Below are 11422 nucleotides of genomic sequence, written 5' to 3'. Positions count from 1 at the left end.
GGGGGGGGGGGGCTTTGGGGGGCGGGGGGGGGCCTGGGGGTTGTGCCCGGTGGGGTGTTTGGGGGGGGCCCCGGCCCCGGGGGCCCCCCCCAAAAGGGGGGGGGGGGGGTGAGATGAGACTTTGAGCGGGAGTGAGACAAAGGTGAGACAGCTGTGAGACCGGAGTTTGCTAATCACGTTCGCTCGCGATCCAGTAGAACGGTCGCTTGTCCGTGCCTGTGTTGACTAGCCAGCCGGATTCCAGCAGGTCAGATATCGCTCGGTAGAACGTGGCGCGAGTCATCGGGCCTTCGTCAACGGCCAACTGACGTAACTGTGTTGGCGTTGCTCCGCTGAGGCGGAAATGCTGAGACATGATGAGACGCAACGTTGCTACGCGGGTCTCACCCGGATCACCTGAGATGACACTTTGCCCGCTACTCATAACACCGCTCCCGGTCCCCGGCATTGGATCGAAAACCAGCAGGTGAGAGTCATTTTCGGGTCCATCCTTACGTTTTTCTCGCGTCAGGCTGATTAGCTGGCCGTCTCTTTCGGCGAAATACACTGTGTCGGCCCCGGACTCAAACGCTGACGAACCGCGCAACGTCTTGCCGTCCTTACCGGCATGGTGCACACCCAGCACCACACCACGACCACCCGGTGTGCTGGCCAGCAGACGTGTCAACGCGTCCACCACGATTCCGCAGTCCTTCGCCGAATTCTCGTCCGCGCCGACCATGCAACGCGCCAGCGTGTCGAGAATGACGAAGCCGTAGCCACCCCACTCGATGAGGTGTATCAGGTTCGCGACATCGACAGACCTGGTCAGGTTCACCGGGTGCGGCATAATGGCCAGCCACTCGTCGCCAATCATGTTCTGCCACCCAACTTCCCACGCTTGCACGCGAGCCTTGAACCCGTACGCGCCTTCGCCCACCACGTAGAGAACGCGGCGCTGTACGGTGGGCCGTCCCTGCCAGGCGCGTCCGGTTGCCACGCTCGCGGCGAAGTCCAGTGCGATGAACGTCTTCGCGGTGCCCCATTTTCCGTACAGCAATGCCGTGGTTCCTTGGTCTAACACGTTGTCTATCAACGGCTGCGGGTCGGGTAGGTTGCGCAGGTCGGAACGGGTAAGGAGTTCGGACGCGTAGACGGGAGTGTCGAGTTCTGTTGGTGTGGCGCCGGATTCGGCTGAGTCTTCGGTCTCGGTGGCGAGCCAGTCGAATCGGGTCCAGTCGACTGTTTCGCCGTTGCGTTGCGCGTCGTCGAGGACACGCGGAACGTTGTTGCGGATCTTGCGGATTCCGCCGTTGCGTCGGTCCTTGTCGAGCCCGTTGCTGTATGCCGCCCGAATGATGCTGTCCGCCACTTCGTCTCGGCTCAGGCAGCCCTCGTTGACGAACTTGCCGAGGTCGTAGATCGCGGTGTTGCTTGCGTCGTCGCGGCATGTTGCCGTGCTGGATAGTTGGCGTTCGACGCGGTCGAGGATTTTCAGCGCGATGTGCCGTTTGCGGTCCTTGCCATACTTGGACCCGTTGCGGCGCTTCGGTGTTGGCTTTCGGTGGTCGGCTTCCCAGCGTGTGAGTGCGTCGTGTAGTTCCATCCCGGTCAGGTCACGTAGGGGTGCGCCATCGGCTACGGCTTTGTTTATGCGATCCTGATACAGCACGGCCTCGATGAAGTCATCGCCTGCTGGCGGCGCGCTATCGTTCATTGCCGCCAGCCCTTGAGTTGTCCGGCGAGTGCCGGGACGGGCCTTTGCAGCCGTGCCGGTGGCCCTGCGTTCTGATGTGGAATCCGCAGTACCAGCAGCGGCCCGGTAGATCGCCGACGTGCGCGTAGTCGAGCGGGCCGAACTCGTGGGTGTTGGGTGTATCGTTCATGTTGTCCACTAGCCGTTCCGGTGGTTGCTGATGGGAACCCGGCGCTGACCACGCCGGGTTCCTCATGTGAGGCTCTGAGTCGTCTGACTCAGTTGACGCAACTGGGACTTAGTGCGCCGCTTTCGAATTGGCGTTTGGGGCAGCGGATTGCCTGCCCGGTACCAGCGTTGCGCGTGCGCGTTGCACAGGTCATGCGCTGAGCACCTACGTGTGCACCCGGCCACCGAGCACACGACCGGTTGTTTGCGAATATGCGTGCCGCCCGATGGGCTACCGTACAAGCGCCAACGCCGGTAGCAGGCCCCGCACAGTCCGCGTGCGTGCACCGGCTTGCCGTCGCCGGTGGCGCAGCGCTGCACCGTGTTTCGGTTCATGCTGACTGCCGGTGTTCCGGTGCGCGCGGGCCGTGATACACGGTGTTGGCGCGCCGGTCAGTACTTGCCATTGGGCACGACCGGCTGTAGCACGGCGGCGAGGTCGTCGCGGTCGATGCGGACCAGGCTGCTGTCACCGACTCGGTAGGCACGCAGTTTGCCGCTTGAAATCATGCGTCGCACAGTGCGTTTCGATGCGCCGAGTTCTTCGGCGGCCTGGTCGAGTGAGAGTTTCTTACCCATGACGGATGTGTCCCTTGGTCATCGTTGAAGAGAGACCAACGGGGTCGGCTATGGGTGGCCTTGACATCTCGGGGTCGGTGAGCGACAACCTCGGATTCCGCTATATGAATCCTTGGACCTTTTCCGTCGTTCCCTTGGTCGTAGACCCCTGAGAGCTATGTGCGGGCCACGTTACACCCGCCAATGGTGCCCATCAATGACCGAGCGGGTGTCGGCGTGTCGCGCCTGGTCGCGAAATGTCCTGCTATACCGTAGTGTTCGCGTCGCTACCGTAGGCCAGCGCCGAGAGAGCTTCGGCAACCTCGCGGTCACGACCCGACACCATCGCCTGATACGTCAGCGAGGCTTTCACCGTGGAGTGACCTAACCGGTTCATCGTCTCGACCAGATTGCCGACACGCGCCGTCTGAGTCCCGGCGAAATGCCGCAGATCGTGAATACGCACACCCTCGCGGCCAACCGTCTTGAGTGCGGGGGAGAACACACTGCGCGCGAACGCCCAATCGTCCAGGTGGCAACCGCCACGCATCGCCGAAAACAGCAAGGTGTCAGGTGATTTCGCCACGTGGACCTCTAGGTGGTGCTTGAGGTCAGCGCGGATATGCGGCGGCACGACCACGGCACGTGCCTTGCCTGACTTCGTGGTGTCGATCCGGCAGCTACCCCGGTGCGTGACGGCCCGCGTGACCGAGATGACTTCGCACAGCTCGTCAATGTCTTTGCGGCGCAGCTCGGTCACCTCACCCCACCGCAGCCCGCACCACGCCGCCACCAGCACCAGGCACCGGTAGCGTTCCGGCTGTATCGCGTCGACCACCCGGGCCATTTCGTCAATCGACAGAATCACCGGCTCACGCTTGCGGACAGGGTTCATGGCACGCGAGATGATGCACGGGTTCGACGCGATCAGCTGATCAGTCACGGCCGTCGCGCAGATGGCGTGCAGTAGCCCGTAGGCGTGGCTGTTGCGGCGCGGTGTCTTGGTGCCCAGTGCGGCGTACCAGGCGCGCACGGCGTCGGGGGTGAGGTTGCGCAGCACCACCTTGCCGATGGTGTCGGTGATCAACTGGGCTTTGAGTCGGCGGTATTCGATCTTGGTGCCGGGTTTGACGTTTCGTTGCTCGATCCACCGGTCGGCGTAGGTGTTGAGGGTGACTGCTTCGGCCTGCCGTTGGGCGGCACGCTGTTTCGGTGATGTCCAGATGTCTTGGTCGATGAGTCGGCGCTCGTCGCCTAGCCAGCGTTCGGCGTCCATGCGGGTGCCGAACGTGCCGGGTGCGTAGTGGCGGGCCAGGTCGGGGCCGATATAGCTCGCCTGGTAGCGCTTCGATGAGGGCATCCGCCGTATCCATCCCCAGCCGCGTCGGCCTGTCTTGCCTGCCATTCCTGTCCCCGCTTCGTGTGCGATCTGTGTGCGATCTCTAGGCCGATTCTGTCACTCTCTGGCATTCGCTGGCAATATCACTGGTTCCGCAATCATGCTGGTAGAGCGCGTTATCGCTGCTGTGAGCGTACGACTGAATTTTGCTGCGAGCAAATTCGAATCCTGTCCCCGCTACTAGCGAGAATGGCCCTCGGAGATTTCTCCGGGGGCCATTCTCATATCTGGCGGGAACCTTCGCAGAGCGAGCGCCAGGCTCTCAATGAACGACTGTCGCGCGAGGCCGAATCGATGATCAGGCAGGGCTTTTGCGCGGATCGCCGGTCAAGGTGGGGTGCTCGTTACGACCGACCGGATCCGTGCCGCCTGCCGTCGCGGTCAGTGACCTGTTCCTTGTTTCCTCGGCCCAGAAGATGCTGATGACCAGCCCCAGCACAGTCAGGCCGACGCCGATGAGCATCGTGGGCCCGGTACCGATTCCGCTGAGTGACAACGGCACCAGGTAGGTGCCGATCGCCGCACCGAGTCGGCTGATCGCAGTGGCCACCCCTACCGCGGAGGCCCGGACCTGCGTTGGGAACAACTCATTGGGGTAGATGAAGACGAGGATGGTTCCTGCGCCGTTGATGAGAGTGAACAGGAAGAAGAAGGTGATGACGAACCAGCCGGGCGCGTCTGGCCATATCCCGAGCGGTAGTAATGCCAAGGCTCCGAACAGGAAGCTGCCGATCATCAGCGGGCGTCTCCCGCGGGTCTCCACCCAGCGCAGGGCGGGCAGGCTGCCGACGAGGAATCCCAGGTTCAAGACGATCTGGCCGAGTGTCTCCTCGGCTCCGCCGTCGCCGAAGCCGAACTGCGACAATATGATTGGGCCATAGGTGAACAACGCGAACTGGGGGATGGCGATGCACATCCAGGTGAGGCCGCAGAACAGGACGCGGCGCAGGTAATCGCCGCGCGCCAGCTCGATCAGTGAGGTCGTCTGTCGCGGTTGCTCTTCGGAGTCCACCAGCGCGGTGACTTCCTGTGTCGTGACGTCGCGGCCGAGTACCGCAGCGATGTGCCGGCGGGCTTCTTCGACACGACCACGACAGATGAGCCAGCGCGGCGACTCATGAGCCCCCATGCGCAGGATGAGCACGATGATTCCGAATACCGCGCCGCTGGCGAGCATCCACCGCCACGCCTGAATCCCGTAGGCAGAGGTCAGTGCATAGCCGACGAGATAGGCGAGCACTGCGCCGACGAGCCAGACGGTGGACAGCAGCCCGATCACCGCACCCCGGTACTTCTTCGGCATCCATTCGGTGAGCAGCGAGGTGGCGATCGGATAGTCGGCGCCCACGGCGAGCCCGACGACCAAGCGCAGCGCGATGAGCTGCCAGCCGGTACCGATCCACAAGCACGCCAACGAGGCGACGATCATGAGTATCAGGTCGGCGGTGTACATGATTCGTCGCCCGATCCGGTCGGTGATGGGGCCGAACACGAGGCTCCCGACGAACAGTCCGATCAGCGATGCTGCGCCGGCGATGCCCATGGCGTTGGAGTCCAACGCCAGTTCCTTGCTGGCGCCGGTGAGTGCCACCCCGACGATGCTGAGCAGGTAGCCGTCCAGGAAGGGACCGCCGGAGCACGCGATGATCAGCCGTTTGTGATACCGCGTTAGCGGACTGTCATCGATCAGATGTGTGGCCATGGGTTTGTTCTCGTTTCTGGATGCCGTTGTCGCTGCGGCGGTGTCATCAGTTGGTTGCATTGAGCAGCCGCTCCTCGGTGGACGCCTCCAGCGCGTCCAGGAGCCGGTTGGTATCGGCGATCTGCTCGAGCCAAATGTCGCGCGGGATGTCGATCCGGTCGTCGGGTTGCTGCAATCGGGCGAAGTAGGCGGCGATGCCTGCCCCGTGACTGCCTGCGTCCTGATGCAGGCGCATCATGCGTTCGGCGATCTTGGTCTGGACGCCGTAGATCGGAATCTGCGGACCCCGAGGGGCGGTCAGGCCGATGTAGTAGAGCTTTTCGAGTCCGGCGGGAACGATGCCGCCGGCATAGCGCAGCGGCCGGCCGTTGCGCCTGGTGACCAACTGATCGTCGAGGAACGGCAGTGTCGCGTGGAATCCGGTTGCCCACAGGATGGTGTCGTACTCCTTGGCCGTGCCGTCGGCAAAGTGCACGGTATTGCCGTCGAAGCGCTCCAGTCCGTGTCCCTTCACCGTGATGCGGCCATGGTGAATCCAGTACAGCAGGAGGTCGTTGACGACGGTGGCTCCGTCGGCCAGCGTGCGGTGTTGTGGCACGGGCAGTCCAGGGTAGTCGGCGTTCTCGCCGATCGAGACGCGGGCCAACAGGCGGGCGATGAGATCTTGTTCAGCGGGCGAGAATTCGGCCAGGAACGGGACTTCCTGACGTGGTCGGCCGAAGTACATCTTGGGCTGGAAGTAGGACCCGCGCCGCACGACGATGTCGACGTCGAGGCGGTGCTGGGCTACGTCGACGGCCAGATCGCAGCCCGAGTTTCCTGCGCCGACCACGAGTACCCGCCGTCCTTGGATGTCGCCGGTGTTGCGGTAGACGCCGGAGTGGATCTGCTTGCCGCTGAAGTGTCCGGGCACATCGGGAATCTTCGGATCCCACAGATGGCCGTTGGCCACGAGCACACCGTCATACGTTCCGGCGCCGGTGCTGGTGGTGACCGTCCAGCCTGCACTTCCCACGGGTCCGGGACCGTCGATGGGGGTGACCGACAGCACCTCGGTGTTGAAGGAGATCCGTTGGCGGTGTCCGCGGGTGGTGGCGAAGGAGGCGATGTAGTCGCGCACCTGATCACGGCGCGGAAAATGAGGATAGTCCTCCGGCATCGGGAATCCCTCGAAGGTGGTCATGTTCCGCGACGTGATGAGATGCAGTGCGTCGTAGTCGGTGTTCCAGTGACCGGCGACGCGATCGCTTTTCTCGTAGCAGTCGACCTGGTGTCCGCGCGCGCTGAGGACATCGAGTGCCGAAAGGCCGGCGGCCCCGGCTCCGATGACGCAGTAGTTTGCCATGATTTTCCGTTCGCTGAAGATGTGTGGTTGCCGGGTCAGCGGATGACGTCGCCGCCGGAGAGTACGACTGTCTCGCCGGTCATGAACGCCGCATCCGCACCGCCGAGAAGCAGTACCCAGCGGGCGATTTCGTCCGGTTCGGCGACGCGGCCCAGGGGGATGGATGTGGCCACGGAGGCCATGCGGCCGGTCGCTGCGTTGCCCGGGGTGTTGACCCAGCCGGGAGCGATGGCGTTGACGCGAATGCCGCGCGGGGCCAGTTCCAGCGCCAGTTCTTTGGTCAGCATGACCACCGCGGCCTTGGATGCTCCGTACAGCAGCTGACCGGGCGACACGGTGAACGCGTCGACGGAGGCGAAGTTGATGATCGAACCGCCGCCGCTCATGTGTGAAACGGATTCGGCGGTGACGTTGAGGATGCCGAGGACGTTTACGTCGAAGACGCTGCGGTAGAGCTCCTCGGTGAAGGTGTCCAGTGTGCTCGGCGGGTAGATACCGGCGACATTGGCGACCAGATCCAGTGGCCGCTGCACCAGAAAGTCCGTCAGAGCGCGCCGTACGTCGTCGCGGCGGGTGACGTCGGCCTGCACGGTCCGGACGGTCTCGCCGGCGACGGAGTACTCGACAACGTCGCGGTCCAACGCGAGGACATCCCAGCCTTGCTTGAGCAGGGCGGTGACCGTCGACCGGCCCATCCCGCTGGCCGCCCCGGTGACTACAGCTGTCGGGTTGTGTTGTCCATTGTCCATTGATGACTCCTTGGGGTGATCTTCATCGCCGTTGCGCTGACCAGTCTTTTCCTAGTTTGGGAGGTGATCTGACACCCGTCTACGGGCGATATGGAGCGCCAGGTCAAGCTTTTTCCTATAGATTCGCGGTTATGTTCAAGACGCGATACCGGATCGTTTCGGCAGCGTTTCGCGCTGTCGGAGCGGGCAACTAGTTGTGGCGGAAGGGCCTACGCTGCGGCAGCTGCGTTATTTCCTGCGTGCCGTCGAGGCAGGGTCGTTCTCGGCCGCTGCGGCCGCTGAGTACATCGCGCAACCGAGTCTTTCGGTGCAAATCCGCAGACTTGAGCACATCCTCGGTGCGCAGCTGTTCACCCGAACCAGCCGGACGCTTGCGCTCACCGACGTCGGGCGCCTGATTGTGCCTTTGGCGGAGCAGACGCTGCGCAGTGCCGACGACCTGACCGCCACCGCACGCGTCGCGCGCACCCTCACGGGCGGCGAGGTGTCCTTCGGCACTTTCAGCAGCGCTCACCGCTATCTCCTGGCGCCGCTCGTCGCGGAATTCCGCACCTTGCATCCGCGGGTACGGGTCCGCATTGTCGGCCTGAACTCGTCGGAAGTCGCCGACGCTGTGCGTTCTGGAGACTTGGAAGCCGGACTGGTGCAGCTGCCCATCGACGATCAACGGCTGACCGTGAGTCCGCCCGTGTTGGTCGACGAGGTCGTCTACGTCAGTACTGACCCCGCCCGGACCGCGCGGCCCGTCACCATCGCGGATTTGGCGGACGCCACCCTCATCCTCTCGGAAGCTCACTGGCAGACCGAGGATCCGCTACGGCGGGGCATTGCCGAACGCGCCCGCGAACTCGGCGTGACCATTACTCCCGACATCGAGGTTGAGTTCCAGTCAGCGGCACTCGAATTGGCGGCTGAAGGCATCGGCGACACCATCGTTTCGCGGTTCACCGTGCTGCGTTACGAGCACTCGAATCGCATCGGTTGGGTATCACTGGACCCGGCCTACCACGAGAGCTTCTCCTTCATCACCCGAGCCGGTGGAGCGATTTCCCCCGCCACACGAAGGTTCATGTCTCTGGCCCACCGTCACATGGCCGCTCTGAACAAACGGATGACAGCGCGCATGGGCGAGCACCTACAAAGCACGCTGCTTGGCACACACTACGACAGTCCGGTCGTGGCTTCGCCCGAACAGCCAGAGGCGCGAACCTTCACCAAACCGTGAGAATGGTTGCAAATAAACCTAGTTCAGATTCTTGAGATGTCTCGACGAACTCGGCTGTACGCACCTCCTTGGCTAAACCGCAACGCCCGCAGAACGATTGGATCGCCGAGGTTCGTTGGCTGGTGGTGCGCATCAATATTCCGCACGTGGTTACAAGGCCCAGCCTCGAGGAATTCTGTTAGTTACCTGCCAAATTCCTGAAAGGCTCGGAATTTCCGAGTTGTCGGTGTACTGACTGGCTGAACAACGTTGTGCACCAGCGACTTACGGGTGCCGGTTCGCTATCGCGTTCTGGTCGAATTCTACGGTTGAGTAGTCGGTGCGAGGCCAATCGTCAACCATTGACTTCTAAATGGAGCGGTACTACAGTTCACGGACGAGTTAAGGCCAGGCAACAATGTCTCACCGGATTAAACTCTCGTCGGCCGCAGTGGTGCGACCGTGATCCCAACAAAGGGAGACATGGTGGAAAAGATCACCGACAAGAAAACCAACTACCCGTCGATGTTCGGTGTGCTGTTCGCAGCGATCCTGCTGTTTACGGCGGGCTGCGTGGCGTACTGGGTCATCGTGCACCAGACGGGTCACGGTGAGCTGTTCTGGAAGCTCAGCGGCGTGGCGGCTTTGACTGCGATCGGCGGCGCCTTCGGTGGGCTTGCCCTCCGCAAGCCGATCAGCGCGTCTATGCGTGCCTATCGGTCGTTGTCCGGTGAGCGCCGCTAGACCGATCGGTTGGTGACGTCGGGATCGACACCGTGCTGAACCCGTCTAGTGGACAGCGCCGGGGATCCGTTGAAGGTATGGCGCAAGGCGTTCGAGGATTTCGTCAGCGGACTTGGTCCAGTTGAATGGGCGCGGGTTGTTGTTTCGGGTGTTGATCCAACCGCGAATGTCGTTCTCGAAGGCCTGAATTGAGCGGTGCACACTGCGGCGGAGTTTCTGGTCGGTGAGTAGCCCGGACCAGCGTTCGACCTGATTGAGCCACGATGAATACGTCGGGGTGAAGTGCATGTGGAATCGAGGATGAGCGGCAAGCCACTTAGTGATCGTCGGTGACTTGTGCGTCGAGTAGCTGTCGCAGATCACGTGGACGTCCAGGCCGGCGGGCACGGTGCTGTCCACCTTGGCCAAGAACTTCCTGAACTCGGTCGCCCGGTGCCGACGGTGAATCGTCCCGTAGAGCTCGGCCATCGCCAGGTCCAATGCTGCGAACAAGGTGGTGATGCCGTGGTGCGCGTATTCGTTGGTGCGCCAAGGTATCCCGGGCACCATCGGCACCGCCTCCGCATTCTGCTGCGTGGCTGGCATCTGCGCGTTCTCATCGACGCAGAGCACCAGAGCTTTCTCCGGCGGGTCCAGGTAGAAGCCCACGACGTCGCGCACTTTTGCGATGAACTGCGGGTCGGTGCTGATGGTGAATGTGTCTACTTGATGGGGGTTGATTCCGAACGATTTCCAGATCCGTCCCACCGCGGACCGTGACAGTCCGGTCTCGGCGGCCATCGTCGACCGTGACCAGTGCGTGCCGTCTTTCGGCTGCCGCTCCAGGGTCGCGACGATCACATTTTCAACAGCTTCGTCGGTGATCGTGCGCGGTGCGCCCGGACGAGGTTTGTCGGCCAGGCCATCGAGCCGATTGTCGATGAACCGTTGCCGCCACTTGCAGACCATCTCCTGCGAAACGCCCAAATCCTCAGCGACCTGCTTGTTGGTATTGCCTGCCGCGCAACCCAATATGATTCGGCACCGCTGCGCGAGGGCCGGCGGGTTCGCCAGCTCGGCCCATCGCTGCAACGTCGCGGACTCGTCGTCAGTCAGTACCAGTACGGCGACCGGTCTGCCTCTGCGTGCGACCACGTCAGTCTCCAATGGGCTCCAGGGCCACAGGTGGCGGACTCCAGGCTCAGATTTCGAAGTATCGGAAGGAGTGGGATTCCCGACCGTCGGGGTTGGGGCCGTAGGTGGTTACCATCCGCGCATAGCCGGGTGCCGAGTAGCGTGCCGTGCGTCCCGGATTCACGCGTGCGGTGTCGCCGGGTCCCAGAATGACGGACTCACCGTCGCACTCGATGTGAAGCTCGCCTTCCACGACGAAGGCCGTCTCGGTGTGGGGGTGGAAATCCTCCCAGCCACATTTGTCCAGCTCCCACTCCATGAGTATGAAGTCGTCCCACGCGCCCACCGGGTCGGCGGTGATGAATCTGCAGCGCATCCGGGGCCATTCGGCTTTTGTGGGCTTCATCGACTGCGCGGGCCAGGAGTCGATTGCTTTCCCCGTCAGTGTCGAGGTCGGGGGAGTGGATATTGTCATGTGTCTCCGTTCTTTGGAGCAATTCGCAGTGCGGGGAGCTCCGTCACCAGGCCAGGGATAGGGAGACAGGATGTTTCGTGTGCGCCCCGGCTCTCGCGGAGCACGGAGCCTGCCAACCTGTTCTGACGCAGGGGTTTTCGGCGGCAACGCTCCAGTCTCCTGCGATTGCAGGAGACTGGAGCGTTGGGGGGGGCGGTGGGGGGGGTGGGGGGGGGGGGGGGGGGCTTGGG

10 protein-coding genes are annotated in these 11422 nt (G+C 62.9%); 2 read left to right on the top strand and 8 right to left on the bottom strand.

Annotated elements, in window-relative coordinates:
- Positions 1 to 169: 169 nt before the first annotated feature.
- From BST13_RS37785 to BST13_RS37760, 6 genes are all read right to left on the bottom strand, one after another.
- Complete coding sequence (locus tag BST13_RS37785) at positions 170 to 1696, bottom strand: AAA family ATPase (RefSeq protein ID WP_083171278.1); 1527 nt, start codon at positions 1694 to 1696, stop codon at positions 170 to 172.
- Positions 1697 to 2296: 600 nt separating this feature from the next.
- Positions 2297 to 2482 (bottom strand): excisionase family DNA-binding protein, encoded by a 186-nt coding sequence (locus tag BST13_RS37780; RefSeq protein WP_083171276.1) that lies wholly within the window; start codon positions 2480 to 2482, stop codon positions 2297 to 2299.
- A gap of 244 nt (positions 2483 to 2726) precedes the next feature.
- Positions 2727 to 3866: a tyrosine-type recombinase/integrase gene (locus BST13_RS37775; protein WP_083171274.1), complete on the bottom strand. Its 1140-nt coding sequence runs from the start codon at positions 3864 to 3866 to the stop codon at positions 2727 to 2729.
- A 292-nt stretch (positions 3867 to 4158) separates the two neighbouring features.
- The gene (locus BST13_RS37770) at positions 4159 to 5562 is read right to left on the bottom strand and encodes an MFS transporter (RefSeq protein WP_158087271.1); all 1404 of its coding nucleotides are present in this window, start codon (positions 5560 to 5562) and stop codon (positions 4159 to 4161) included.
- 46 nt (positions 5563 to 5608) lie between these two features.
- The gene (locus BST13_RS37765) at positions 5609 to 6907 is read right to left on the bottom strand and encodes a flavin-containing monooxygenase (protein WP_083171270.1); all 1299 of its coding nucleotides are present in this window, start codon (positions 6905 to 6907) and stop codon (positions 5609 to 5611) included.
- A gap of 35 nt (positions 6908 to 6942) precedes the next feature.
- Positions 6943 to 7656 carry an SDR family NAD(P)-dependent oxidoreductase gene (locus BST13_RS37760; protein WP_083171268.1) on the bottom strand — a complete coding sequence of 238 codons (714 nt, stop codon included), beginning with the start codon at positions 7654 to 7656 and terminating at the stop codon, positions 6943 to 6945.
- Between the two features lie 196 nt (positions 7657 to 7852).
- On the opposite strand from BST13_RS37760, the gene BST13_RS37755 reads away from it, so the two are divergent.
- A complete protein-coding gene (locus BST13_RS37755) occupies positions 7853 to 8881 on the top strand; it encodes a LysR family transcriptional regulator (RefSeq protein ID WP_083171266.1) in 1029 nt (342 codons plus the stop codon).
- Between the two features lie 441 nt (positions 8882 to 9322).
- Positions 9323 to 9604, top strand: a complete 282-nt coding sequence (locus BST13_RS37750; RefSeq protein ID WP_232005960.1) for a hypothetical protein — start codon at positions 9323 to 9325, stop codon at positions 9602 to 9604.
- Positions 9605 to 9649: 45 nt separating this feature from the next.
- On the opposite strand, the gene BST13_RS37745 is transcribed toward BST13_RS37750, so the two are convergent.
- Both BST13_RS37745 and BST13_RS37740 read right to left on the bottom strand, forming a co-directional pair.
- Positions 9650 to 10738: an IS630 family transposase gene (locus BST13_RS37745; protein ID WP_083171264.1), complete on the bottom strand. Its 1089-nt coding sequence runs from the start codon at positions 10736 to 10738 to the stop codon at positions 9650 to 9652.
- A gap of 46 nt (positions 10739 to 10784) precedes the next feature.
- On the bottom strand, positions 10785 to 11192 hold the full coding sequence (locus tag BST13_RS37740) for a cupin domain-containing protein (protein WP_245839974.1): 408 nt from the start codon (positions 11190 to 11192) through the stop codon (positions 10785 to 10787).
- Between the last annotated feature and the right edge of the window lie 230 nt (positions 11193 to 11422).

Source organism: Mycobacterium aquaticum, assembly GCF_002086485.1.
GTDB classification, from domain to species: Bacteria; Actinomycetota; Actinomycetes; order Mycobacteriales; family Mycobacteriaceae; genus Mycobacterium; species Mycobacterium aquaticum.
The sequence above is the reverse complement of the archived record's forward strand: the minus strand, read 5'-3'. Positions and strand labels throughout refer to the sequence as shown.

What these genes read in the sequence shown, in the direction of transcription:
- BST13_RS37785 (WP_083171278.1), bottom strand. Translation starts at nt 1,696, where the DNA reads ATGAACGATAGCGCGCCGCCAGCAGGCGATGACTTCATCGAGGCCGTG.
- BST13_RS37780 (WP_083171276.1), bottom strand. Translation starts at nt 2,482, where the DNA reads ATGGGTAAGAAACTCTCACTCGACCAGGCCGCCGAAGAACTCGGCGCA.
- BST13_RS37775 (WP_083171274.1), bottom strand. Translation starts at nt 3,866, where the DNA reads ATGGCAGGCAAGACAGGCCGACGCGGCTGGGGATGGATACGGCGGATG.
- BST13_RS37770 (WP_158087271.1), bottom strand. Translation starts at nt 5,562, where the DNA reads ATGGCCACACATCTGATCGATGACAGTCCGCTAACGCGGTATCACAAA.
- BST13_RS37765 (WP_083171270.1), bottom strand. Translation starts at nt 6,907, where the DNA reads ATGGCAAACTACTGCGTCATCGGAGCCGGGGCCGCCGGCCTTTCGGCA.
- BST13_RS37760 (WP_083171268.1), bottom strand. Translation starts at nt 7,656, where the DNA reads ATGGACAATGGACAACACAACCCGACAGCTGTAGTCACCGGGGCGGCC.
- BST13_RS37740 (WP_245839974.1), bottom strand. Translation starts at nt 11,192, where the DNA reads ATGACAATATCCACTCCCCCGACCTCGACACTGACGGGGAAAGCAATC.